We start from the raw sequence: 25283 nt of genomic DNA, 5'->3' as shown, positions 1-25283 counted from the left end.
AGGACCGGCTGCCGCCGGCGACCGTGTTGATGGTGAGCGGCGTCGTCCCGTCGGAGATCGCGGTCGATGGCTCGATGCGCTGGGGCGCTCGAGCTTTGCCCGTTCAGCACCGACGAAAGGCGACCCGTGTCGCGGCCGTCGGATGCCCGGTCGGGAAGTACACGTGCTTCGGTGAAGCGCCCTCCAAGTGTGGAACGAGCCCGGCGCGGCGCAACGCCCGGACGAGGATGAACTGAAGCTGGAGCGCCTCGATGCAAGCGACGTTGTATCCAAGACAGAAGTGCGGCCCCCCGCCGAACGCGGCCAGCTCCAGCGGACCCGGCGGGCTCGAGCGATCTCTCCAGCGGTTCAGATCGAAGCGATCGGCGTCCGGGAACAGCGATGGATCATAGCCGAATTGCGCGGGGCTGAGGGCCAGCGGCGTATTTCGAGGGACGCGTCTACCGTTCAGCGTGATCGTCTCGGTGACCGTCCGGAAGATGAACCAGACCGGCGTGTACATCCGCAGGACTTCCCGGAAGACGGCGTTGGCGACGGGGAACCGGTCGGCCTCTCTCGCGGACATGGGCACGGACGCGTCCGGCGCGGCCGCATGTTCGTCGCAGAGCGCGCTCCACACCTCGCTCCGGCGCGACAGGACGATGACGATCCAGGCCAGGATGGAGGCGCTGGTCTCGTGCCCGGCGAGCAATATCGCGCGAAGGTTGTCGACGATGTCTTGGTCCGACAGGGGGACGCCCTCGTCGTCGCGAGCCTTCGAGAGCATCTCGACGAGGGAACCCGCGGCGCCGCCCCCGCGAGCGAGCGCGAGGAGCTTCCGCAGGCGGTCGTCTATCCAGGCGCGCGCACGATCCGAGCGGTACGCGGGCATGCCTGGCAGACGACCCGGGATCGGGTAAACACCCAGGAACAGCTCGCGATAGGCTCGGCTCCAGGCGTGCACATCCTCTGTCGGGACCCCGCAGATTCGAAAAATGATCTCGAGGGTCAGATCCCGCATGGCGGGATGGACAGCGAAGCTCTCTTGCTGGAGCCAGGCATCGATCTTCGCAGCGAACGCGGAGGCGATGGTGGCGGAGGCCTCCTTGGCGAACCCCTGAGGGGAGAACGAGGGGTTGATGGCCGAGCGCATGTGCCGGTGCGGCGGCCCGTCCTGCGCAGCCATCGAGCGGCCCACGATCCCCTTCAGGTGCTCCGGATGGTCCATGACCACCTCGGGCGCGCGCAGGAGATCGATGGCGTCGGCTCCGACATAGAAGAGCCGGCGTTGCGCGAACCCGAGGTTGACCCAGAAGAGCGGACCCAGCGCGCTCCTGCTGCGCCGCAGCAGGCCGACGGCGTCCCGGTAGAGGACGGGCAGGTGACCGATCACCGGCAGCTCTCCGGCCGCGGTGGGGAAGCTATCTTGGTCGGTTCGACCCAGGGAGAGCATGATGAACCTCGTTCTCGCGTAGGCCGCGCCTGCGGCGCCTGTCTCGTCGTCGTCACGACCTCGAACGCGCGCGCCGCCGGGGGTGCTGGCGGTGCTTCCCGGATCGACGATGCCGGACGCCGGCGCCGCGCGAGCCGCGCGAGCAGAAGGGGAGGGGCCGCGGGTCAGCGGCCCGAGGAGCCGTTCGTCGCCGACGTCGACGCGAGCTGGCGCATCTGGTTGATGCAGAACATGATTCCAGCCCGCAGGTTCGACCGCGTCACCATGCTGTTCAGATCGAGGCCCAGCTCGACGATCGTCTGCGCGACCGATGGCCTGATGCCGCAGATGATCCCGTCCGCGCCGAGGAGCCGGATGGCGTTCACGAGCTTGATCAGGTGATTCGCGACCTGCGTGTCCACCATCTCGACGCCCGTGAGATCCAGGATGGCATACCGCGCGTTGGTGCGGACGATCTCGTCGAGCAAATTCTGCATGACGTCGGCGGTCCTCACGCTGTCGACGACACCGACCATGGGCAGCGCGACCACCCCGTCCCAGACCTGGATGATGGGCGTCGAGAGCTTGCCGATGACCTCCTGCTGCTTCTGGATCTGCAACAGCCGTAGCCGGAGCTCCTCTTCCGCTCTCTTCGCCTCGGAGACATCGAGCGAGAGCCCGATCACGGACTCCACGCTCCCGAGCGGACTCTGGATCGGCACCATCCAGTTCTCCCAGAACGAATTGTTGGCGGGGACGTGGCTCATCGAATGGATGGGAGACCCGCGGAGCGCCCGCCTCACGTTCTCCGTACCTTCGGGGGCGTTGGCATAGACGTCGAAGACGTTCGTCCCGACGAGCTGCCCCCGCTTGAGGCCGAGCCCCGCGAGCCCCCTCCCGTCGTGGCGGGTGATGACCCCCTCCGCGTCGCACGACCAGACGATGACGGGGAGGTTCTCGGAGAGGGCGCGGAGCATGTCCGCGGCCTCTCCCTTCCCGGGCTCGGGGGCGGGGTGATCGTCGGCGCCGGACGTCGCGTGCAGCGAGCCGTAGACCGCCTGGCCGTGCGGCGCTCTGCGCAGCACGCAGGAGAAGGACGCATACACGTTTCCGGCCGTCATCACCCGCCCGCGGAGCTCGACGGCCCCGGTCGCCTCCAGAAGCCCGGACCACTTCGCCCGGGCCGCCTCCCGGTCGTCGTCGTGGAAGAGCTGGAAGAACGCCGTCCCCGGCGTGGCCGCGTGCCCGACCGTGTGGCCGAATGACTCGCTAAAGTGCGACAGCGTGCCGTCGACATTCGCTACGAACAGCGCCTCGGGGGAGTAGAGATAGGCTGCCTCCCACGTGTCGCGTGAACTCATGTAATGCTGTGTCATGACGAACGTTGCCCTCCCCCAAGCCCGATTCAGGCCTCCTACCTGTGCTCACCTCATTCGTAGGGGCCGTGGATCGCGCATGTCATTGACCAAGAATCGGCATCAGCAGACTCACCCCTCCCAGGACCCGCGAGCGCGATGGCGAGAGCGCTCGGAGATGTGCAAACGCTTCGATCCCAACGAGGGTTCCAGCTTGCATTGCGAGATTACAAGCCGCACATCTCCGGCTGAGGCCGGGTAGATCCGGAACTCGCGCTAAGGCCATTCCCGATGTGTGATCGTGATCGGTGTCCAGGATGCTGTTCAATCCGTTCGGCCCGGAACGCCGCGAGGCGAGGGGGGTCGGACGAGATGCGAAGACTGCGCTCCTCATGACGGTGATCGAGCGGACGCCGCCCGGAGTTCCATGGGGTCACACCTATGCTGTCATCACGTCAGGGGAAAGGACTTGACTTCCACGAACCGCTTGGATGTGCTGTCCGGCAGCGCGGCTGCGCCGCGCTGAGCTTGACATGGAAACCGAGACCGCCCCGCGCCCCTCGCCCGAGCAGATCGACCTCTCCGCGCCTTCGGTGATAGCCGATCCTTACCCCGCGTACCACGGGCTGCGCGGGCAATCTCCGGTGCTCTATGCGCGCGTGCCCTCGGGCGGCGCCGCGGGCCTCGGCGAGCCAATCCGTGCCTACGCGCTCCTGCGCCACGCGGAGGTGCTCGCCGCGCTGCGGGATCCCCAGACGTTCTCGTCGAACGTCACGGACAAGATCCGTGTTCTGCCGCGGATCACGCTGCTGCACGACGATCCGCCCCGGCACACCCACCTCCGCAGGCTCGTCAGCCGTTCGTTCACGCCGCGGCGCATCGCAGAGCTCGAGCCGTGGATTGGCCGCCTCGCCGCCTCGCTGCTCGAAGCGACGGGCGACGGGCCGTCAGACGTCATGGGCGCCTACGCGATGCCCCTGCCGATGATGGTGATCGCCACCCTGCTCGGTATCCCGGCGGAGCGCTATGTGCAATTTCGGAGCTGGTCCGAGTCCGTGATGTCCTACAGCGGTATACCGGCGGAGGAGCGCGCGAGCCGCGGTAAGGCGATGGTCGACTTCTTCGCGGCGGAGCTCGAGGCGCGACGGCGCGCGCCGTCCGGCGATCTCATCTCGGCGCTGGTCGAGGCCGAGATCGACGGCGCGCGCCTCGACACGCCCGAGGCGGTCGGCTTCTGCGTCGGCCTGCTCGTCGCCGGCAACGACACCACGACGAACCTCATCGGCAACATGGCGCACCTCCTGTCCGAGCGGCCCGAGCTCTACCGGCGCGCGCAGCAGGATCGGAGTCTGGTGGAGCCGATCATCGAGGAGACGCTGCGCCATTCGAGCCCGGTGCAGCGCCTCTTGCGCGTCGCCACGCGGCCGGTGGACGTGAGCGGCGTGATGATACCGGCCGGGCACCTGGTCGACGTCGTGTTCGGCGCGGCGAACCGCGATCCCGCCGTCTTCGAGGAGCCGGACGCGTTCCGGCTCGACCGGCCTCCGGTGGAGCACCTGGCGTTCGGGCAGGGGACCCATTTCTGCATCGGCGCGGCGCTGGCGCGGATGGAGGCGCGCATCGCCCTGAACGCGCTCCTCGACTGCTATGAGTCCATCACGCCCGGCGAGGTGCCTCCGCTGCGGCAGACGCGGGCGATGATGCCGCTCGGGTTCGAGTCGCTCCCGCTCGTCCTGCGCCGGAGCCGCGCCAAATCCTGATCTCGGATCGCTAGCGCGGGGGTGCAGATTCGTGGGATACGGGCTCAGCCGCCAGGCAGGCGAGTGAGGCGCACGAAACGCCGCAGCTCGTCACACGCGCGGAAGGAACGTCACCTTGCCGGTCTCGAGGGCGTACTCGGCGCCCACGATCAGCATGCCTTCCTCGGTGCACAGCCGCTCGAGAAGCCGGCTGCCGTGCCGGAGGTGATCGCACGAGTTGCGCACGTTGGCGCGCATCGCCTCGCGCAGGAGAAAGTTCCTGTCGGCGTGGCGGCCGGCGGCGCTCACCACCGTCTCGACGGGAGCTCGGCAGCGCTCGACGATATCGCGGATGTTGTCGGTGAGGGGGCCGCCGTTGTCCTCGTGGAGCAGCTCGCTCAGCGTGGCGTCGATGGCGCCGCAACGCGAGTGGCCCATCACCACGGCAAGGCGGGTCCCGAAGGCGGCGGCGGCGAACTCCACGCTGCCCACGAGCGAGGGCGCCACCACGTTGCCCGCGACCCGGATGACGAACAGGTCCCCGAGCCCCTGGTCGAAGATGAGCTCCGCCGGCGCCCGCGAGTCCGAGCAGCTGAGGATGATGGCGAAGGGCTGCTGCCCGTCCACGAGCGCGGCCCGCGCCCGCTGCCCCATCACGACGTGCTCGCCGCGGATGTTGTCCACGAAGCGCCGGTTGCCCTCGATCAGGCGTTCAAGCGCCTGATCGGCCGGCACGACGGGCAGGGCGGGCGGAGCGTTGCTGAATCCCATGCTGAGCGGCCACCCTGGGGGACCAGGCCGCGGGCGTCAATGGGTGAATATTCCACCTCACATGTTATCCGCGTTATCCATCCGCGGTCCGCGGGCTCACGGCTCACCCAGCCCCACCGCTGCGCCGCCGCCGAACCGCGAGCGCCGCGAGCGCCGCGGCGGCCCCGAGCGCGCTCAGCGGCTCGCGCGGCGCTCCCCCCGGGATCGCGCATCCGCATCCCTCGACCCGCTGCTCCTTCGCCGGATCGACCACGACGCTGACCTGGTCGGTCGCCTCCAGGATCCCGTCGCTGACCGTCACCTCGAACGCCAGGGTCGTCGCCGCGGCGACCTCGGGCGCCACGAAGGTCGCCCGCGCGCCCTCGCCGGTCAGCTCGACCGCGGGCCCCGCCGTCTGCACCCAGGAGAACGTCAGCGCGTCCTCCTCGGGGTCCGAGCTCCCCGAGGCGTCGAGCGTCACGAGCTCGCCGAGCGCGACCGCCTGATCCGCCCCCGCGTCGGCCACGGGCCCGCCCTGGCAGGAGGCGGTGTCCTCGACCACCGTCGCGAACGGCTTGTTCTTCAGGCCCGCGAACCCGATGTCGTCGAGCTCCCAGCCGGCGTCGCCCGCGGCCGCGTCCGTGCCGACGCGGAACCGCACCTGCACCGTCTTCCCGGCGAACGCGGTCCCCAGGTCGATCGCCACGTGGTCGACCTCGGGCCACGAGGGGCTCTGGCCGACGAAGGCCCTCCGCCTGCCCAGCGGATTGCCCGACTCGACGGTGACCCTCCCGCTGTAGCCGGGCTGCGCGCGACTCCCGATGTCCCGCCATGTCGCGCCGCCGTCGGCGCTGATCTCGACCACCGCGCCATCCCAGAACGTCTCGTCGCTCGTCTCGAACTGGTGCCGGTGCGCGAACGTCAGCACGAAGCGCTCGGACTCGCTGACCTCCAGGGCCGGCGACACCAGCGCCGTGTCGGACACGCTCCCGAGGTTGACGCCGCGCCACACGCGGTTCGGCGCGGTCCCCTCGGCGCGCGACCAGACGAGCTCGCTGGAGAGCCCCTCGACGCGCCAGGTCGTGCTCTGCGCCTCCACGTCGTCGACCGCCGAGGACCCCGGCAGCTCGTCGAAGTTCACGCGGCGCACCAGGGCCTGGACCCGCACCGGCGTGCACGCCGCGGCGCTCTTCAGCGTCAGGCTGAGCTCGAGGTCCTCGGCGGGCGCCACGGTCCGGTCGAGCTTCACCGCCACGGTCGCGGTCCCGGTCGCGAACGGCGCGATGTCGCCGAACGACGCGCGCGCGCCGTCCGGGAACGTCACCCCGGCGGAAGGCACCTCGATGGACGCCACCGCCCCGGTCAGGGGCGCCGCGCCGCGATTGACGATCTCGATCGCGATCGTGCCGGACTCCTCCGCGTCGAGCAGCCCGTCGCGGTCGCAGGAGCCGGCGCTGTCGTCGAGCTCCGCCCGGACCAGCGAGATCTCGGGCTGGACGCTGAAGCTCTCCACGACGCCGGAGAAATCGTGCGAGTCGGCGCGCGGGGACACGGCGCACGTGCCGGCGCCGCGCCGGGCGAACGCCTCCGCCAGCGCGAGGAAGTCGCCCTGATCGCTGGCGAGCGCGGCGGCGAGGAGGGCGTCGCGCTGCTCGGTGTACGTCGGGCTCACCGGCGCGAGCTGCATGCCGGCCACCACGTAATCGCTCATCCGCCGCCGGGTCTGCTCGAACGCGCGCGGCGGGGTCAGGCCGCTGCCGTGCCGGATCAGCCCGACGTAGGCCTCGAACAGCATGCTCGCCCAGACCTCTCCCGCGTTGTGCTCCTCGGAGTTGTCGGAGAACGACGAGTTGAGCGGGTGGTCGGGGAGGCGGGCGCCCTCCGAGATGTGCTTGAACGTCAGCCCGTTCCTCGTGAAGTCGACGGAGTAGGGGGCGCGGCGGATGCCGAAGTAGCTGTCGCCGAGCGCCGCGCTCCCGTAGCTCGAGAGCGGGAAGGCGCCGTCGAGGTCGTCGCCGTCGCGCAGCGCCATGTGCAGGGCGATGAAGTCGCCCCACCCCTCGCTCTGCGCGCCGCACATCTTCGTGCCGCACGCGACCTGACGGAGGTGGATGTAATGGCCCCACTCGTGCGCCACGATGCTGTTGTCGATCGTTCCGTCGCGCTCGACGCCGGGCTCGCGGGTCATGGTGACCGTGAGCGGCGCGTCCGAGGCGGCGAGCGCCGCCTTGAGCGCGCTGCCGTCCTCGTGCGAGACGCTCTGGGCGGGGGTCGTCACCTCGGGGGCCTCGCCGGACAGCCGCGGGGCCCCATCGCTCTCGCGGTTGTTGGCGATGATCACGCCGATGGCGCCCGCCGCCTGCGCGCTCTGCGCCTTCTCGCCGAAGGTGCACCCGCCCCGGTCGACGAGGGCGATCTTGCCGGCCACGTCGCTCGTGATCGGCCCGCACGCGTCGCCGCGGGGCTCGGCGCCGTCCTGGGCGAGGGCGAGCTCGCCGGTCACCTCGTAGCGCTGGGGCCCGAACAGGGCGGTGTTCGACGCGTAGCTGGCGTTCTGCGGCGTGACGCTCAGCGAGCGCTGATCCGGCCCGGACCACAGGTACATCTGCATCCGGGGCGACGCTCCGTCGTACGTCGCGTCCATGTTCGCGTTGTCGCGGCTGCCGCCGGTCGCGTCGTCCTGCGCCTCCGCGAGGAGCGGATCGCCGCCCAGGCCGCCCCGACCGAGGTTGTCGCGCTGGGCGTTGCCCGCGGCCTCGGTGAAGCCGGAGTCGTAGTACCAGTCATGGAGCCAGTTCGTGACGTAGAAGATCTGGGTGACGGCCGCCATGGTCTGCTCGGGCGTGGCGAGCGGCTCGGCGAGCGGGTCATAGATGTGATCGAACGAGCCCGGCCCCGAGAGCGCCGCGCGCGTATCGCCGCTGGAGAACCCGTCGGGCGCGTTGTGGTCCGCGTAGGCGTCGACGTTGTTGCCGCGGGTCGAGGTCGCGTCGGCCGGGAGCCACGGATCGGCCCCGCCGTCGAGGTTCGTGTTGAAGCCATCGATGGAGATGAGGCTCGGCGCGACGAACCGAGGGACCTGGCCGTCGGGCCGCCCGGTCGGGTGCGGCGAGAGATCCGCGAGGGGGCCGTCGAGCGGTCTGTGATCGCCCCCTTCCTCCGCCCAGACCCGGTAATCGAACGCGGCGTGGGAGAGGTTCTCCCGGGAGAGCATCTGCCCGTCGCTGGCCCCGAACACCCAGGCGTACGCCGCGGAGCTCGTGCCGCCGGCGTCGCCCGAGACGAGCTCGACGAAGTAGCCGGCGACGAGCCGGTCGGGCAGCGGAAAGAGCACCTTCCTGACCCGCGCCGGCTGCGTGAAGCGCAGGCTCCCGGCGCGCTGGCGCGCGTGATCGGTGTCCGCGATGTCGAAGAGCCGATACCCGCCCTTCGCCTCGCCGAGCTCGCGGAGGTCGGCCGTCTTGATGTCGATGCGGTGCGCGTCGCGCAGGGCGCGGACGACCGCCTGCGCCGGCGAGCCGGAGAACGCCCGGCCGCGGAGCGAGCCGGCCGCCGGCGAGGCGGCGCCGGGCGCCAGGGGGACGGCCGACGCGTGGAGGTTGCCCGCGAGGGCGACGAGCCCGAGGTCGCGCTTCATGAGCACCTTGAGCCCGCTCCGGAAGACCGGGATCCCGTCGACGTCCTGGCCCAGCGTCACGACGATGCCGCCGCGCCCGGTGTCGTGGACGTGGCGCACCACGGCCGTATCGAGCGCGGCCTGCGGAAGACCGTAGAGGCGCGCGTACCGCTGCACATACCACCGGGCTGCGGCCTCGGGCGTCGCGTGGGTCGCGGCCGGCGGCCGGTGGCCCGGGGACGTCGCCCACACGAAGGTCGGCACCCCGCGCTGCGGATCGGTCGACGCCACGACGGCGCCCGGCGCGCGCTCGTCGACGTCGATGACGCGCGCGCGGCGCGCCGCGCGGACGGGCGGCGCGGGTGGAGCCTTGAAGTATGCGTCGTAGTTCGGGCGCTCCCGCGCATGGGCGATGGGGCCTGCGAGCAGCGCGAGCGATAGCGCGGTGTACCGAACTGAGACCTTCATGTTCCTCGATTCTCCGACTCCGACGGGACGACGCATGACCGGCCGCGCGCGGGTAGGCCGCGCGCTTCCTCCCCGGGCGCCTCGCGCCCACCCGTCGAATCCGCGGCGCGAGGCAACCTAGCCCCAGCGTGCGCGCAGGGAAAGCGCGACGGCTCTCGCTCTGTCCGGCGTCGTAAGGCGCCTCTCATGCGATTTCGTCCGGGCGCTCCGCAGAGCGCGAGTCACGCGGCGCCGAGACCAGAATGGAATAGAGAAGCAATCCTTGCTGGCGCATTGCATGAATCCATGAATTGCCGTGTCATGCGTCCTCGCGAGGCGAGCCGAGCGGCTCCCTCGGTCGCCGCGGGGTGGGCAGGAGGGTGGTTGTCGCGCCCGCGATCCGCTCCGGGACCTGGACGGCCTCTGGTCGGCTCGCGCGGCGCGTCGTGCAGCGCCGGCTCGTGGGGTGCGGACTCGCGCGGCGCGTCGTGCAGCGCCGGCTCGTGGGGTGCGAGCTCGTGATGTGCGGACTGCGGACTCATGCAGGGCTGGCGCCGCGAGCCAGCTCACGCGCGGGGTGCCAGTATGACGAAGCGCTGACATGGCGCCCGACCCCCGGGGATTATCTTCGCAAAACCCAACGTGATCCACGCCTTGCACGTCGAGACCAAGCTCGTCTCCGAAGAGCTCTGCGTACTGTTGCGTCAGGTCGATCCCGCCGTCTTCGTCTTCCACGACGAACCCGAGGTTCGCGCCCGGGTCGAACGGGTGGCGTCGCGGCTCCGCGAGCTCGTCGTGGCGGCCGAGCGCGACGATGCCGGGGGCAGGCTCGAGCGGCTCCGCGAGCGGCTCCGCGTGCTGCTCGCGGCGGTCGAGCGGGCGACCCCGACCGGGACACCCTCGCCCAAGGCGGCGTGGATTGCGTTCCAGCGAGAGGTGCAGCCTGCCTACGAGTCGCTGCTGCTGACGCTGCGCGGCGTGGTCGCCGCGCCGCCGAGCGTCAGGCCGACGAACCATGTGCGCAGCCTGTGGCACGTGGGCTCGGGGCTCTCGGTGCTCGGGCTGATCCAGCTCCTGCCGGAGCGCGGCTGGCTCGTGGCCGCGAGCGGCGCGTTCGTTGTGGCGGTGTGGTCGATGGAGATCGCCCGCCGGGTCAGCGAGCGGGTCAACGAGCGGCTGATGGGGGTCTTCCGGCTCGTGGCGCACCCGCACGAGCGCTACCGGGTGAACTCGTCCACCTGGTACGTGACAGCGCTCTTCTTGCTGGCGCTGTTCGGGACGCGGCTGAGCCAGTCGCTCGCCGTGGTGGTGCTGGCGGTGGCCGACCCGGCGGCGGCGCTCATCGGCCGCCGCTTCGGCCGCACGCGGCTGCGCGACGGCCGCTCGCTGGAGGGCACGCTCGCCTTCTTCGCGGCGGGCGCGCTGAGCGCCCTCGTCGTGATGTGGGCGCTCGGCCCGGCGTCGCTCTCCTCGCGGCTCCTCCTGGCCGCCGTCGCGGGCCTGGCCGGGGCGGCGACCGAGCTGTTCTCCACGCGGATGGACGACAACTTCACGATCCCGGTCGCCGTGGCGGCCGCGGTGACGGTCGCCGGCGCGGGCTGACGTCAGTTGACGTCAGATAACGTCAGGCGCCATCTCGCCGCCGATCTCCAGCGCGAGGCGAGCGAGGTACTGTCTCATGAACTCCGCGCGTCGCGCGCCCTCGCGGCGCCCTGCCGCCGTCGTGAGGCTCTCGGCGGTCTTGAACAGCTTCACGTGGAAGTGGTCGATCGCGTTCACCCGGTCGTCCCACGGCCTCCGCTCGGCGAACGGATCCCCGGGATCGTAGAACCGCACGCCGAGCAGGCCGCCCACGGCGAAGCAGCGGGCGATCCCGATCGCGCCCAGGCCGTCGAGGCGGTCGGCGTCCTGGACCACCCTGGCCTCGAGGGTCGTCGGCTCGATCCCCGCGCTGTAGCTGTGGCTCTCGATGGCGTGGGCGATGTCGGGGAGGAACGCCTCGGGGTACTCCACGCTCCGCAGGAAGCAGAGCGCCTCCTCCGCGGAGAGCCGCGACGCCTGGGAGCGCCTGGGGTCGTTCTTGGGGACGTTGACGAGATCGTGCAGCCACGCCGCGGGGACGACGATCTCGAGCCTTGCCCCTTCGTCCGCCGCGAGCGCCTTGGCCGTGGCGACCACCCTCGCGAAGTGCGCCAGATCATGGGCCGGATCCTTGCCGAGGTCGGTCTCCTCGAGCTTCTTTGCGAAGAGCGCTTCCCAGTCCTTCATCTCCCGCCTCATAGACGCGGACCCCGACCCGCGCAACGGCTCTGCGCGGCGCCCGCACTCTCATGGGCACCTGCCCCTTCGCCTTCAACGGGTCACGTCACCGATAGGGATCGAGCTCCAGCTCCCTTTGCAGGGTGCGCGACACGACCCCCCAGTCGGCCTCGTCGCTCCCGGCGAGGCCGACGGAGAGATAGAACTCCGGCGCTTGCTTGGCGACAAGGATCAACGAGCCTCGCTTCCCCGCGAAGGTGTGGGCATTGGAGAACCAGTACGGCTCGAACCCGAACAGGCCGGCCAGCCAGCGGCAGCGTGCCAGCGTGTCCGGGCGCAGCTCCCGCTCGGTGTACATCGCCTGCAAAGGGAGCCGGGTGGCGAGGCGCGCGTTGAGGACGGGCAGGCAGATCAGCTCCGACAGCGAGCCCGCGACGGGCTCGGTCCGCGAGAGATCGAGCCGCCCCTCGTCGTCGAGGGGCGCGCCGTCGTGGCGCACGACCTCGGGATCGTCGCCGCCGAGCAGGAAGATGTCCTCCTCGTCGTCGCCGATGGGCACGGCGAACGGCTCCACGCCCTCCGGGATGTCCTCGAGCATGTCCGGGCGCCGCTCGATCATCTCGCGCGGGGAGGTGGCGTAGAGGCCGAGCTTCAACGCACCCGTGTCTTCGCCCATGCGCTCGAGGAAGGCGAGGTGCACCGCGCTCGGCGGCCGGCCCATCGCCCGGGTGAGCTCGGCGATCTGATCCAGGGTCGAGCCGCGGAGGGCGCGGCTGAAATCGGGATCGAGCGATGTGCAGAACTCGATGCAACGGTCGACGAGGTTCATGAACGTTCTCCGTGCCTGCGGGTCAGGCGCCCACCTCGCAGAGGAGCCGCCCCAGGCAGCGGCGGCACTGCTCGCAGGATCCGATCTCGTGCTGGTGCTGGAAGCCCGATGTGCCCAGATCCTTTTTGACGTCGAGCCACACCTCGGCGAGCTCGATGTCCTTGAGGCCGCGGCCGATGGCGTTCCTCAGAAGGACCTGCGCGGCGCACCGGCCGAGCTTTCCCCAGCCATCCGTCATCGCCTCGGTGTTGAACGGCGCCTGGGTCTTCACGTAGGTCGTGGTGGTGCCGTCGAAGTTGCTGACGGTCCGCTGTTTCTTGATGTTGCCGCCGAGGCCGATGGGGCCGGACCAGCCGCCGTCGGCCGTCCAATCCCCGGAGAGCGCGTAGAGCCAGACGTCGCCACCCGTCCCGTCCTTGCCGACAAGGACCCCGAGCATCTTGCCCTTGTTGACCCGCTTCGTCGTACTACCCCTCTTCAGGGGCCGGACGTAGTCGAGCAGCGCGTCCGTGAGGAACCCAACGTAATCCGCGTCCTTGTCGTCCGTGTCGCGGGCGAAGCGGCGCACGGCGTCCGCGAGCGCGCGGGCCTTGGCGAGCGCGCGCGCGCTGCCGGGGACGTGGTGCCAGACATGGCGTGGCGAGGTGCTGGCGCTCTCGCTGGAGGCGCCGGAGCAGACGGGGCAGCGGCCTCCGTGCTGATGTCCTCCGGAGGAGAGAATGCCGATGCCATCACCGCCCGGTGGCGCCGTCCATCGATCCTCCCCGTCCCACTGCGGTGTGGCCTTGTGCTCGCAAATGGCGATCCGGTCGCTCTCCTCGACGTTGTCCTTCCCCTTGCGGTGCCACTTGATCGCCGAGCACCCATGACGGTGGACCTCCACCGCGAGCTTGTCCTTCGCGCCCTTGCTGGCAAGCGTGTATTTCGCGACGACCTCGTCGTCCTCGTGACCTGGGTCGGCTGGAGGACCCGCGTCGCCGGCCTTGGGACGGGCCTTGAGGAGCACCTTGCTCTTCTTCTCGCCGTGATCCCCGTCAGGCTGCACGTCGGCGATCTTCATGTAGCCGCCGCCCTTTGGCTTCCACGTGTGCTCGCCCTCGCCCGCGGGCAGGCCGGCGACGTCGAGCCGCGCGGGCGCGCCCTCGGCCTCGGCGACCACCCAGCCGACCTTCCACACGTCCGGATCGCTGTCCAACCCGAGCAGCACCTTGGCCTTCTTCTCGTCCGCGCCGGCGTCCTCTGCCACAGCCGTCTCGGCGTCGATCTCGGCGGTGAAGCTCTTGATGCGCTCGCGCACGAACACCGCCACGCCCCTGGCCGTCAGGGCGCCGATGGCGAGCGCGTGTGTGTACGTGAGGCCGAGCTCGACCACGCCCGGCTTCTTGGCCTTGACCTTGATCTTCTTCTGCTTGCTCCCCCCATCGAAGCTGGCCTCGATGGGGTTGGAGGAGAAGTCCCACGCGTGACCGGGCTCGCCGAGCGTGTCCACGGTCTCGATCTCGGCGGTCCCGCCGTCCTCTGGGTCCAGCGCGACGACGACCGGCGGCGCCGAGATGTCGGTGAACGCGATCCCCACCTGCCGGGTCATGGTCTGGCCATCGAGCGTGTACGCGACGGACAGAAGAGCCGTCTCGCCCTCTCCGGTCTTCTGCGTGCCGGCGATCTCCACGACGTCGGTCTGCTGGCCGCCGACGAGGGAGATCCCATCGACCCCGGTCCAGACGAAGGTGCCTTGGGCCGTCGCCGATCGGGGGACGGCCTTGTACTGCTGCTTGAAGTGCTTGAGCGTCGAGGTCCTGGGCTGCGCTTGCCCGTCGGCGTCCTTGATGTCGAGAGCGACCACGTTGAAGGTGTGCGTGGCAGGGATCTCCTGACCATCGACGCTGTATTTCACGCTGATCGTGGCGCGCCCGTCGCGCTGCGCGGCGGCCCTGACGATCGCGTCCGCGCGATCGGCGTCGAACTCGTAAAGGGACGGGCCTCCCGATTTCGCCCAGGCGTACTCCCCATCTTCCAGCGGCTGGGTGAGCACGGCCCGGAATGCGCGCTGCTGCCCGGTGAGGACATGGACGTTGGCCGGGCTCTCTCCGTCGCCGTCCTTGATGACGAGGTTGACGACGGTGACGTCGTGCCTGGCTCGAGCGGTTCTGCCGCCGAGCTTGAAGGCGACCTCGATCGTCTCGACATCGGCAGCCTCTCGCCCCGCGGTGATTGTTGCCGTCTCTTTGCTCGAGTGGAGGGTGAGCTTGCTCTCCGGGGTCACGCAATTCCACTCGAACGTCCCCCCTTTGACGTCGAGCGTCGGCACCGCCTTGTACTTCCGCTTCGCGCCGGCGAGCACGAAGTCCTTCGCCGCCGCCGCTCCGTCCTCGTGCTTGATGGCGACGCCGACGAAGACGATCTTCCCGGTCGCCGTGAGCGGCTGGATGGCGTTCTCGTGCGCGCAGGTGATCTCGACGTCGACCTCGCCGTGCTGGGTCGCGCTGATCGTGACCTTCTTCTGGTCGTCCGGGTGGACGATGGTGGCGCCGTTGCTCTCGGTCTCCCACGTGAACCGGCTCCCGTCCGGCGCGCCCCGCACCGTGAGAGAGGCCGTCGTGCCTCGCTCCGTGTCGACGGCGGCATGCGTCATCTCGGGGTCCACCCAGATGTCGGTTACGGCCATCTGGATCTGCTTGGTCGTGGTCTGCCCGTCGAGCGTGGTGGCGAGCGTGAGCGACGCCGGCGCCTCCTTGGTGGTCTTCGCCGTCCCCGCGAGCTCGACGCTGGCCTCGCCGCCCGCTCCCACGACGACGAGCGGGCCGCCCGCAGTCCAGGCGTATCCCTCCAGCGCGACCGCCGGCTTCGGGACGGCCTTGCATGTGTGCCTCATGTACCGCAGCACCGAGGCCGGCGGCGCGGCGCGACCGTCGCCGCCCTTGATGGCCACGTCCACGATCGTGAAATCGTGGTGGACGGTGGCCATCTGATCCCGGGGCTCGAGATCGAGCATCGCTGTCACCTGGATCTTCGCGAGGCCCGTGTCGCGGGGATCGATCGTCGCCACGTCCGTGCGCACCGTGAGGTGGTCGAGCCCGCACCTCTGCGCCCCTGCCGATTTCCAGTGGAACTTCGTCCCCGGCCCGGCCGGCTCGAAGACGGCAGCGAACCGCCGCGGCGCGTCCACCTCGCCGAGGAGGGCGTGCTTCTTCGCATCACCGTGCTTGTCGTCGTCCTTGATGCGGAGCTGGACGATGGTCACCTTGAGCTTCGTGTCGACGCTGCGGCCGCCGTCCGTGAAGCGCACGCGGAGCTTCATGACGCCGGCGCCGTCCCCCGCGGTCTTGACGGTGGCGGTGTCTCCGGCGCTGCGGATGTCGGCGAGCGCCGCCGGATCGTCTGCAGTCCAAACAAACTGGCCGCCGCCGATCGCCGGCGTCAGCACGGCCTTGTAGGTGCGCTTGTTCTGCGCGAGCACCCAGGGAACCGGATCCGAGCCGTCCTGGGCCTTGATCTCGATCTCGAGCGGGACCACGTTCACGTCGCCGCTGACGGTGCCGGGCGCGTTGACGTAGTAGGTGCCGGTCGCCGCGAGCGAGAACGTCAGCGTGACCTTCCCGACGCCGAGCGGCTCCACGTAGAGGGGCACGTTGCCGTTCCAGTGCCTGGGGTGCACGGCCGCGCCGGACACGAGCTGGTTGCCTCCGGCCAGCGCGTCGTACACCTGCGCGAGGCCTGTGTTCCACGTGAGCGTCGCTTGCCCGTCGAAGCCTGCCGGATCGACCGAGAGGTCGACCTGCGCGCGCGCCGGCGTCGAGCCCCCATCCCAGTAGACGAGCTGGGGGTGCTGGACCTGAATTTGCGGCGTCGCGTGCTGGGTGCAGCGGCGGTACGCCACCTGCGCGAGCCACCAGCCGTTCTCGACCGCCTGCCAGAGTTGATCGCGCGCGCCGCCGATCAGCTGGCTCACGGAGCGCCTCCGTCGAAGCGCCGGGACGCCTCGTTGCAGAGGGCGCTGATCCGCGTGCCCGGGTGCGCGAGCGCGGGATCGCGCAGGATCTCCCCCGCCCACGGGTGGAGCGGATCGACGTCGAAGTCGCGGCCGAGCACGAGCATCAAGGTCACGAACTGGCCGGCGTGCGCCGGCTGCGAGAACCCGATCCGCCGGGCCTTGGCGAGGCCCTCGCGGACGAACCCGAGCAAACCGCTGTCGCCGAGGGCGGCGCAGCGATCGGGGAAGAACCGGCGGAGGTGCTCGGCGACGCCGCGCTCGAACGTGGCCTCCGTCAGGACGTCGACTTGCGCGGCGCGGATCCGGAGCATCGGATAGACCATGGAAGCCGAGCGATGCGAGCCGGTCAAGCGCGCGCGGCCGTCCCCTGCGCGTCCAGCGCAGGATGAGGCCCGTCGATCGTCGGGGAGGGCGCGTCAGGACGGCGTCACCGGCGCACCTCGAATTGCCCCAGCGGGTGCGCCACGCCGTTGACCATCACATCGATGCTGTGGCGACCGGGATAGTGACGGCGGGTCGTCATCTCCTCGAAGGAGACCTTGCCGGCTATCTCGGCCCGACCCGACGGCGGCAGGACGAGCTTCCGCAGCTTGAAGACCTTTGGCCGCGTCGCGCCGTTCGCCTTCACGAAGTGCACGGCGCAGTCGACGATCAGCTCCTGGTCGCGCGGGGCCGTCGACGCGAGCTCGAAGGAGAAGCGGAGCTCTCCGCCGAGCTTCACCGATCGCGGGGACAGCGACGCCGAAGCGATCGCGACGCTCGGCGCCGCGCCGAAGCCGAGCGCGTCGAGCGCGCCGCGATCACCCTTCTTGACGAGCGAGCGCAGCGCGTGGCGCACGATCCATTGCCGCCCGGGCGGCGCGCCCTCGAGCCAACGCCGGCAGAGGCTCGCCGCGATGTCCGGGTGGTCCTTGCCGATGTCATTGATGTTGTTCGCGACGGAGCGCTGCACGTAGCGCTCCGGATCGTCCTTCAGGAGCTCGAGCAGCTCGATGACCGGGCCTGGATCCTGCTGGAAAGCGCGGAGCCGCGGGGCCCACGGCAGCCGTGGGCGCGTCCCCTCGGAGACGAGCCGCCGGACATGGACGTTCGGGTCGGCGGCCCACGTGCGGAGCCGGCGGAGCGTCGCGTCGGGGTACCTCGTCAGGAACGCGCGGATGCTGAACTCGGCGGAGAACCGCTTCGTCAGCTCGACTTGCGCGGTCATCGCGTCCTCGAAGTGATCGAGACCGCGCTTCGCCACATAGAAAACGTGCGGCATGTACTGCAGCGGCGCGAGGCCGAACGCGTCGCTCCGATCGAGCTCGGGCCCGAGCGAGGCGACGATCACGCGAGCGGCCTCCGGAAAGGGCTGCGGCAGGTGGTGGTGCATGACGTCCGCGATGTGGGAGGCGCGGCCCGTGAGCTCCAGATCGGAGAGGCCCGCCAGGCAGTCGCGGGCGAAGCCGCGCTCGTCGAGGCCAGGGTGCGCCGAGCGGAGGTTGCGGGCGATCGAGCGGACGCACCGCTCGTCGAAGAGGTCCTTCAGCCGGTCAGCCATGGGTACCTGCCGGTGAGGACGCCGAGGCCGATTGGCCAGGTGTTCGCCACGTTGGACATGGGCGTTGACTAGCGCGAGACCCTGACAGATTCTGTCACCATATGTCGCGCGCCGTCCGGGTCATGGAGCTCTCCGACCTGCTTCGCGCGCGGGGAGCGACGACGGTCGGCGAGCTGGCCGCGGCGCTCGGGGTCAGCGCCCGCACCGTGCGCAGGGACCTCGCGACGCTGAGGGAGCGCGGCCTCCACATCGAGGGCGAGGCCGGCCCCGGCGGGGGGATCCGGCTCGATGCCGGCCGGGGCGTCACCGCCGTGCACCTCTCGGTCGCAGAGATCGTGACGCTCTGGCTCTCCGCGCGCCTCTCTCAGGCCGCGAGCGATCTTCCGTGGAGCGACGCCGCCAGCTCCGCGCTGGCCAAGCTGCTCAGCAGCCTTCCTCCTGAACGAGCGCGAGAGCTGCGCGCCCTCTGCCGCAGGGTCATCGTCGGCGATCCGGCGAGCGGGCCAGTGCGCGCCGGAGCCGGGGCGCCCCCCGCAGAGCTGGTGAGGCTCTTCGAGGAGTCGTTCTCCGCCGGCGTCGGCCTCGGGTTCGACTACCAAGACCGCGAGGGGAGGGCGTCGAGGCGACGCGTGGAGCCGCACGGCCTCCTGATCCAGAGCCCTGTCTGGTACGTGCTCGCCCTGGACACGGGAAAGAACGAGCCGCGAATGTTCAGGATGGATCGCATCTCGACACCCCGCGTCCTGCGGGAGATCGCGTTTCGCCCGAACGCCGACGTCATCTGGGCGCTCTTGCCGGACGAATGCGCGTGGCGACCGCTCCTCGGCGAGCGACCGTGAATGTTGGCCAACGCGGACGGATACCGTTCAGGCTCCGATCCTGTGCCCACCACGGTTCGACCCAGCTGAGCCTGGGACGCACGGTGTCGTATGGTTGCGCGCATCGGCTCTGCCTGATAGCTTTGGTTTGATACAACACACGACATCCTGGCGAGTGACCAGAACGAAGAGCGACGTCCGGTACACGGGGTGTGTGCTCGATTCCGGGCGATTGCAGAGAGAGAGATCTCCCGCCGAGCAGTGACCAGCGATCGATGGCGCACGGCCCACATGCCCCCTGAGGCCGTGCTCGCCTGCGCGCGGTGGCCGGTGTCGCACGGGTAGATACGGGCTTCGTGCTCGCCGAGGTTGTTGATGCATGCCTCTCGTCGCTGGATGGCCCCCCATCCAGTCGACGATCGAGGGCCATCGTGTTGGATGGCCATTCTTGAGGATTCGAACCAAGGAGCGTGAATGAACTGTTCAGCCGCGAGGTGGGCGTCCATCTCCTTCGCTGCCCTGACTGCCTCTCTGCTCGGAGGTCCAGCGTCCGCGCACCTGCCGGAAGCGCAGGGAGATCCGCCGGACAGGGACGCGGTCCTCGACTGGAACGCCGTCGCTCTGGACGCGGTCGCAGAGGACTCCTCCCGCGCACGCGGGCGGGACCAGCGCGGGCCGACGCGCGTCTCACGGGCCCTCGCGATCGTTCATGCGGCGATCTTCGACGCCGTGAACTCGATCGTCCCGAGGTACGAGCCGTACTCCATCCGTCGCGATCCGTCGGGCCGACAGGGATGGCAACTCGCTCACCGTGGCTGACAGGAGGTGGACGCCCCTCGGAACTCCTGGCAGCAACCAGGGCCCGCCGCGCATGACCCCAGCGTTCCCGGCGTACACCTCCGGGCACGCGAGCTTCGGGGCTGCCATGTTCCAGGTGTTGACCCGTTATCATGGGACGGATCGTATCCCCTTCTGCTTCATGTCCGACGAGTACAACGGAGTAACGACGGACGAGCGGGGCAATGTCCGCCCCGAGATCACGCGCTGCTATTCCAGCTTCGAGGAGGCGTCCTGGGAGAACGCGGTCAGCCGCATCTACCTGGGCGTCCACTGGAGGTTCGATGAAGTACAGGGGATCCGTCAGGGCAAGCGCGTCGGAGACGCCGTCTTCGACAGGATCCTCCGGCCGCTTTCTTGACGAGTTCGCCGACGAGCCGCGCGATCCATCGACAGGAGATCCGTCGCCTCATGGCGGGTCTCCCCGGCCCCGGCCAGCCTCTCAGTTCATGAGCCGGGAGCGAGCGGGCGCCCACCGCTCGGGCCGCGGCGCGGAGAGCGGACCCGCGTGGTGGTGGACCATCTTCCACTGCCCGTCTTCGAGGACGAACACGTTGGTTGCGCACAGGTGTGCAGGCTGGTCGCCGTTCGCCTCGTAGCACGTGACGAAGGCGAAGTCCCCGAAGAGGTGCGCCGAGGCGCCCTGGCAGCGCATGCGCAGGGGCGAGGTCTGGCGCAAGAGCTGGCTCCAGCTCTCGAGCACGCTGGCGCGCCCCGAGAGCGCCTCCATGCCGGGATGGGCGCAGGCCACGGGCGCCCGCTCGGCCCACACCCGGCACATCGCCTGGTGATCCCCGGCGCGGAACGCCTCGTAAAAGGCCTCGTTTGCGGCCAGGACAAGCCGTTCCGCCGCGACGCGCTCCTCGACGCTCATGCAGCGACCATGCGCTCCGGCCAGCGCGGGCGCAAGGGCCTCGATGGCGTCGTCTCGGCGCCTCGCCCGCTCGACCCCACGCCCGGGCTGACTAGGACGGGCCCTTGCTTCGCTGGTGGAGGACGAGCTGTGTCCGGTTCATCAGCTCGACGCCGGCCGCGTCGAGCTCATCGAGCGCCGCGACGCGGAGGTTGTGCATGCTCCCGTCCTCTTCCACGGCGCTGTACCAGGCCGTCAGCGTGAGGTCGAGCGAGCCGTCCTCCATGTCGGTCAGGAAAACGGTGGGGGCCGGGTCTCGCGCCACGCCGCTGGCCCGCTTGCCGGCGCGCACCAGGGCCTCCATCGCCGGCTCGAGATCGCGCAGCCGGCCTTCCACGGTGAGCGTGACGGCGCCGCGCAGAAGCCCTCGATCCGAGTAGTTCACGATCGGGCCGTTGGTCACCGCGGCGTTCGGGATCACGATCTTCTCGTTGTCCGTCGACACCAGCGTGGTGTTGAAGAGCCCGATGTCCTCGACGATGCCCTTGTGGCTCCCGATGGCGACCTTGTCCCCGAGCTGAAAGTGCTTGAAGAAGAGGATGAGGACGCCGCTCGCGAAGTTGCTCAGGCTCCCTTGCAGCGCCAGCCCCACCGCCAGCCCCGCCGAGGCGACCACGGCCACGAGGCTCGTCGTGTGGATGCCCACCGTCTCCATCGACGCGATGAACGTCGCCGCGAGCACGGTGTAGCGGAGCATCGACGCCAGGAACCGCGCGAGCGCCTGATCCAGGTGCGTCTTGGTCAGGGCCGTGACGGCGAGCCGGTACGCCCATTTGCTCGCGAGACCACCCGCGGTGAGGAGGATGATGGCGGTGGCGAGCGCCCTGAGCGTGGCGGCGGAAGGTACCAGTTCCTCAAGGTGCATGGTGCGGTGGCGCGCCGACAGCGTGCGCGCCGCCCGGGCGTAGAGGATCCGCCCACCGGCCTCAAGGGCTGCCGAGCAGCGCGCGGCCGCGCGCGGGGGCAGGGCGCGCGCGGCCGACGCGCGATCGACAGCGCGTCAGGCCGTCGGGTGAATCTCCGAGCCTGCGGCGCGGTGGGCAGGCGCCGCCGCGAGCTGGTTGATGTGCACGTGCTGGCTCGGGACCGGGAGCCCCATCTTGCCGAGCTCCTCGCGGATGATCTTGGTCGTGGCGAAGTAGACGTCCCAGTAGTGATCGGTGTGGCAGAAGGGCCGGACGGCCAGCACGGGCCCGGCGAGGGTGAAATCCAGGATCTCGACGCTGGGCGCAGGGGTTTTCGCGACGTTGGGGATGAGCGCGAGGTGCGTCTTGAGCCGCGTGATCGCCGCCTCGTGATCCGCGCCGTGGGCGAGCTGCGCGGTGCAGTCGACGCGGCGGACCGGGTTCGTGCTGAAGTTCTGGATCGTGTCGCTGAAGATCTTGTTGTTGCCCACGATGGTGCGGACGTTGTCGGGCGTATCGAGGGTGGTCGCGAAGAGGCCGATCGAGTGGACGGTGCCCGTCACGCCGCCGGCCGTCACGTAATCCCCTGTCTTGAAGGGGCGCAGGAGGATCATGAAGACGCCGGCCGCGAGGTTCGACAGGAGGCCGGACCACGCCATGCCGACGGCGATGCCGATCGCGGCGAGCAGGCTGGCAAAGGTGGTCGTCTCGACGCCGAAGACGCTGAGCACGGCGATGATGAGCAGGATGTTCAGCAGCACGGACGCCGCCGACTCCAGGTAATGAGCCAGCGTCGTGTCGAGCTTCTTCAGCGCGGAGCTGCGCTGCATCATCGACAGGAGCCCCCGGACGATCATGCGGCCGATGACCCAGACGAGGATCGCGCCCACGATCTTCCCGCCGACGCTCACCCCGAGCGCTACTGCCATGTCCACGTACCGCTGAACCCTCTCGTCCATCTCAAGCCTCCTGGCGACGTATGCGCCGCTCGCGGGGGCCCCGTGCAAGGCGCATGCGCGACGCGCCTTGCTGGATCTGCCCCCGGCGGCCAGCCTTATCACACCGGCGGGCCGCTCCGCGAGGGGCGTGACCGAGATTTTCGAGCCTCAGCGCTGCGGCCTGCGGACATCAGGCGGCCGCGGAGCGGATACCTCGTTGTAGCGAAGGAGCAACGGACGGCGGGGCCGATCGCGGCGTGCGGCGGCGATCGAGCGGCCGACGTGCAAGGGCACGGGAGCAAGCGAGCGCGCCAGGCAGGCGTGTCCAGCCAAGGAGCTGGCCGAGGCGATCTTCGTCGCCGCCGAGGTGACGCTCGAGGAGCGGAAAGCGGACGCGGGCCAGCGGCATGGGCGGAGAACGGCGTGGCCGGCGTACAGGGCTGTGAACCGGCTCAATGAAGACTATGTCCAAAGGCTCTCGGGTTGATCGGGAATTTCAAGCCAATGACCAACCCGTACTCCGTGCCGTAAGAAGGTATCGTCGCGCCAGCCCCCCCGTCGAACGGAAGGGCGAGTCGAAAGCCCGCGTAGGCGATGGGGATCGCGATGAAGGGCACGATCTGCGCTCCATACGTTCGGGCGTTCGACCGGCCCGCGCCCTCGGTGTACGCCGAGAGCTCGGCGCCGACCGGGCCGAACCCACCCTGGAAACCGAGCGCCAACCTCTCGTGGACCGGTCGGTCGGCGACGATCTGCGCCTGCGCAACGGCGCCTATCCAGGCGAACGAGCGCTGTCCGTACCACGCGAGGCTACCCTCGACGCCGGCGCCCACGGCGTCATCGGCGTTCTCGCGGCCAGTATAGCTGAAGAGGCCACCCACGCTCACGACCGGGTCGCCAGGGCGCCCCACGTTGGGCCAGCCTTCCCCGGGATACACCACGGGGGGAGGGCTCCCCGCCGGGGGCACGCCTTCCGCCTGCGCCGATGCAGAGCCAGGGAGAAGGCAAGCGCCGACAAGGACCGCTGTGACCGCCGAATGGTTCATGCATCTGTGATCTAGCCCATGCGACTCGGCCCGTCACGATGCAGGCGCGGGCGAGCGGCAGACGCGCTCCGGGAGCGCCGTGCTAGGCTCCCCTGCCATGGTGCAGCTCTCGCGCGCGGAGCAGGTCGCGGCGCTCGCGCGCATGGTCGCCGCGCTCGACGCCCGGCCGGCGCCGCATTTCGACGCCTTCGCGGCCCTGTTTCACGGCAAGAGCCTGCGGAAGGGCGAGGCGTTCGTGCGGGCGGGCGAGGCGAGCGACTCGGTGGCGCTCGTCAACTCCGGCATCGCGAGGATGTTTTACACGCGGAGCGATGGGAAGGAGTTCAACAAGGGGTTCATCTCCGCGCCAGACTTCATGTCGGTGCTGGAGGCGCTGATCACCAGGGAACCCGCCCGGCTGACGATCCAGGCGCTGACCCCGATGCAGCTCTTCGTCGCGCCCTACTCGCGGCTGAGCGAGCTCTGTGAGCGCGACATCTACTGGGAGCGGGTGAGCCGCCGGATCGTCGAGCGGGTGTACCTGAAGAAGGTGCGCCGCGAGGCGTCGCTGCTGATGGATCCGGCCGCCGAGCGCTATCGCGCGTTCCTCGCAGAGCACGGGGCCGTGGCGCGCCGCGTGCCCGACTACCACATCGCCGCATATCTCGGCATCACACCCGAGGCCCTGAGCCGCCTGAAGCGCGCCGCGACCAGGACCGCGGCTTCTTGACCTAGGTCAAGGTGCGATCTCGCTCCGCTGGTCATGGTCTCCCGCATGACGACGGAACGAACGAAGCGAGACGGCGAAAGCCCAGCAACGGAACCCACGCGCGGCCCGGGGCGCCGCGGAGCGCCGCGGGGCGCGGCCCGAAGGACGGCGCTGATCGCGGGCCTCGCGGTCGTGCTCGCCGGCCCGGCGCTGGTCGCGTGCGGCGCGGCGGCGCCGAGGCTCCACCCCGTGTTCCCCGAGCGCCCGGTGGCAGAGAAACCCAGAGGGAAGATCCTGTTCGTCCTCAGCGCCGCTCGAGAGCAGACGCTTGCGGACAGCTCGAAGCGCGCGACCGGCACCTTCCTCGGCGAGTTCTACGAACCGTACCTGGCCCTCACCGGCGCGGGGCACGAGGTCGTGTTCGCGACCGACGGGGGCGGCGCCCCGGCGATCGATCCGGAGAGCCTCGACGAGCGGTACTGGGGAGACGGAGCGCGGCGCGCGCAAGCGCAGCGCTTCGTCGAGCGCGCCCCGGAGGTCCGCGCGCCGCTCAGCCTGAAGGCGGCGCGCGCCGCGGCCGACTCGTTCGACGGCATCGTCGTTCCCGGCGGACAGGGCGTGATGGTCGACCTGCTCGACAACGCGGATCTGCACGCGCTGCTCGCTCACTTTGGCGCGAAACACCAGCCCGTGGGGCTCATCTGCCACGCACCGGCGGTGCTCACCCGCATGCGGCAGCCGCATCCGCTCAGCGGTCGGACGGTGACGTCGGTCTCGTCGTTCGAGGAGTTTTATATCGAGACCTTCGTGATGGGGGCCGACGCCCAGGTCCGGGGCATCGGTGAGCAGCTCGAGGATCACGGTTACGAGCACGAGGCCGCATTCCCCGGGAGCGCCTACGCCCAGCGGGATTGCAACCTCGTGACCAGCCAGAATCCCTTCTCCACCGATCGGTTCAGCGCGCTTTATCTGGAGGCCCTGGCCGACTACCGGCGCGGCGCCCGCTGCGCCGACGATGCCCGCGAGGGCCATCGATAGGCCTGCTCGGCGGAGCGAGGGCCATGGGATCTCCCTGGCCCGTTCGGCCCGCGGCGCTACGGCTCGCGCGCCGCGATCTCCTCGCGCGACTCGCAGATCACCCGCTCCACACCCCGCAGCGTCTGCACCGCTGGGAGCGATCCGAAGCCGAGGTGGACGCGGA

Annotated in this window: 19 protein-coding genes; 6 read left to right on the top strand and 13 right to left on the bottom strand. The window is 70.1% G+C overall.

Translation table 11 applies throughout. From position 1 onward, the window contains the following. Positions 1 to 103 precede the first annotated feature (103 nt). Together WME73_RS25890 and WME73_RS25885 are read right to left on the bottom strand one after the other, a co-directional pair. Positions 104 to 1432, bottom strand: a complete 1329-nt coding sequence (locus tag WME73_RS25890) for a cytochrome P450 (protein WP_437739062.1) — start codon at positions 1430 to 1432, stop codon at positions 104 to 106. Between the two features lie 164 nt (positions 1433 to 1596). Then, positions 1597 to 2772: a PAS domain S-box protein gene (locus WME73_RS25885; protein WP_437911257.1), complete on the bottom strand. Its 1176-nt coding sequence runs from the start codon at positions 2770 to 2772 to the stop codon at positions 1597 to 1599. 527 nt (positions 2773 to 3299) lie between these two features. Here WME73_RS25885 and WME73_RS25880 point away from each other — a divergent pair. After that, on the top strand, positions 3300 to 4526 hold the full coding sequence (locus WME73_RS25880; RefSeq protein WP_437911256.1) for a cytochrome P450: 1227 nt from the start codon (positions 3300 to 3302) through the stop codon (positions 4524 to 4526). Positions 4527 to 4616: 90 nt separating this feature from the next. Here the strand turns inward: WME73_RS25880 and WME73_RS25875 are convergent, their stop codons facing one another. Together WME73_RS25875 and WME73_RS25870 are read right to left on the bottom strand one after the other, a co-directional pair. Continuing rightward, positions 4617 to 5276 carry a carbonic anhydrase gene (locus tag WME73_RS25875; protein ID WP_437739059.1) on the bottom strand — a complete coding sequence of 220 codons (660 nt, stop codon included), beginning with the start codon at positions 5274 to 5276 and terminating at the stop codon, positions 4617 to 4619. A 103-nt stretch (positions 5277 to 5379) separates the two neighbouring features. Next, positions 5380 to 9339: a M36 family metallopeptidase gene (locus WME73_RS25870; RefSeq protein WP_437911255.1), complete on the bottom strand. Its 3960-nt coding sequence runs from the start codon at positions 9337 to 9339 to the stop codon at positions 5380 to 5382. A gap of 621 nt (positions 9340 to 9960) precedes the next feature. Here WME73_RS25870 and WME73_RS25865 point away from each other — a divergent pair. Next, positions 9961 to 10920, top strand: a complete 960-nt coding sequence (locus WME73_RS25865) for a diacylglycerol/polyprenol kinase family protein (protein ID WP_437739057.1) — start codon at positions 9961 to 9963, stop codon at positions 10918 to 10920. A gap of 12 nt (positions 10921 to 10932) precedes the next feature. Here WME73_RS25865 and WME73_RS25860 read toward each other — a convergent pair whose 3' ends face one another. From WME73_RS25860 to WME73_RS25840, 5 genes are all read right to left on the bottom strand, one after another. Continuing rightward, a complete protein-coding gene (locus tag WME73_RS25860) occupies positions 10933 to 11586 on the bottom strand; it encodes an HD domain-containing protein (protein WP_437739056.1) in 654 nt (217 codons plus the stop codon). A 97-nt stretch (positions 11587 to 11683) separates the two neighbouring features. After that, positions 11684 to 12406: a hypothetical protein gene (locus WME73_RS25855; protein ID WP_437911254.1), complete on the bottom strand. Its 723-nt coding sequence runs from the start codon at positions 12404 to 12406 to the stop codon at positions 11684 to 11686. Between the two features lie 22 nt (positions 12407 to 12428). Continuing rightward, complete coding sequence (locus WME73_RS25850) at positions 12429 to 16355, bottom strand: hypothetical protein (protein ID WP_437911253.1); 3927 nt, start codon at positions 16353 to 16355, stop codon at positions 12429 to 12431. Next, the gene (locus WME73_RS25845; protein WP_437739053.1) at positions 16352 to 16720 is read right to left on the bottom strand and encodes a hypothetical protein; all 369 of its coding nucleotides are present in this window, start codon (positions 16718 to 16720) and stop codon (positions 16352 to 16354) included. The genes WME73_RS25850 and WME73_RS25845 overlap by 4 nt, the downstream gene beginning before the upstream one ends. 104 nt (positions 16721 to 16824) lie before the next feature. Next, a complete protein-coding gene (locus tag WME73_RS25840) occupies positions 16825 to 17937 on the bottom strand; it encodes a DNA alkylation repair protein (protein WP_437739052.1) in 1113 nt (370 codons plus the stop codon). A 101-nt stretch (positions 17938 to 18038) separates the two neighbouring features. Here WME73_RS25840 and WME73_RS25835 point away from each other — a divergent pair, with 101 nt between their 5' ends. Beyond that, the gene (locus WME73_RS25835; RefSeq protein WP_437911252.1) at positions 18039 to 18776 is read left to right on the top strand and encodes a helix-turn-helix transcriptional regulator; all 738 of its coding nucleotides are present in this window, start codon (positions 18039 to 18041) and stop codon (positions 18774 to 18776) included. 790 nt (positions 18777 to 19566) lie between these two features. Continuing rightward, positions 19567 to 19953 (top strand): phosphatase PAP2 family protein, encoded by a 387-nt coding sequence (locus WME73_RS25830; RefSeq protein WP_437911251.1) that lies wholly within the window; start codon positions 19567 to 19569, stop codon positions 19951 to 19953. A gap of 81 nt (positions 19954 to 20034) precedes the next feature. On the opposite strand, the gene WME73_RS25825 is transcribed toward WME73_RS25830, so the two are convergent. The 4 genes from WME73_RS25825 to WME73_RS25810 all read right to left on the bottom strand — a co-directional run bounded on the left by WME73_RS25825 (position 20035) and on the right by WME73_RS25810 (position 23229). Further along, the gene (locus tag WME73_RS25825; RefSeq protein WP_437911250.1) at positions 20035 to 20466 is read right to left on the bottom strand and encodes a nuclear transport factor 2 family protein; all 432 of its coding nucleotides are present in this window, start codon (positions 20464 to 20466) and stop codon (positions 20035 to 20037) included. 91 nt (positions 20467 to 20557) lie between these two features. Further along, positions 20558 to 21370: a mechanosensitive ion channel family protein gene (locus WME73_RS25820; protein WP_437911249.1), complete on the bottom strand. Its 813-nt coding sequence runs from the start codon at positions 21368 to 21370 to the stop codon at positions 20558 to 20560. Between the two features lie 135 nt (positions 21371 to 21505). Beyond that, complete coding sequence (locus WME73_RS25815; RefSeq protein ID WP_437739046.1) at positions 21506 to 22369, bottom strand: mechanosensitive ion channel family protein; 864 nt, start codon at positions 22367 to 22369, stop codon at positions 21506 to 21508. Between the two features lie 431 nt (positions 22370 to 22800). Beyond that, positions 22801 to 23229, bottom strand: coding sequence for a hypothetical protein (locus WME73_RS25810; RefSeq protein WP_437911248.1), 429 nt, complete (start codon positions 23227 to 23229; stop codon positions 22801 to 22803). A 262-nt stretch (positions 23230 to 23491) separates the two neighbouring features. On the opposite strand from WME73_RS25810, the gene WME73_RS25805 reads away from it, so the two are divergent. Both WME73_RS25805 and WME73_RS25800 read left to right on the top strand, forming a co-directional pair. Continuing rightward, entirely contained in the window at positions 23492 to 24103 is a 612-nt protein-coding gene (locus WME73_RS25805) for a Crp/Fnr family transcriptional regulator (protein ID WP_437849373.1), read from the top strand. 45 nt (positions 24104 to 24148) lie between these two features. Further along, positions 24149 to 25120, top strand: coding sequence for a type 1 glutamine amidotransferase domain-containing protein (locus tag WME73_RS25800; protein ID WP_437911247.1), 972 nt, complete (start codon positions 24149 to 24151; stop codon positions 25118 to 25120). Positions 25121 to 25283: the final 163 nt, after the last annotated feature.

It is taken from the genome of Sorangium sp. So ce302, assembly GCF_051530145.1.
Taxonomy (GTDB): domain Bacteria; phylum Myxococcota_A; class Polyangia; order Polyangiales; family Polyangiaceae; genus Sorangium; species Sorangium cellulosum_B.
The sequence above is the reverse complement of the archived record's forward strand: the minus strand, read 5'-3'. Positions and strand labels throughout refer to the sequence as shown.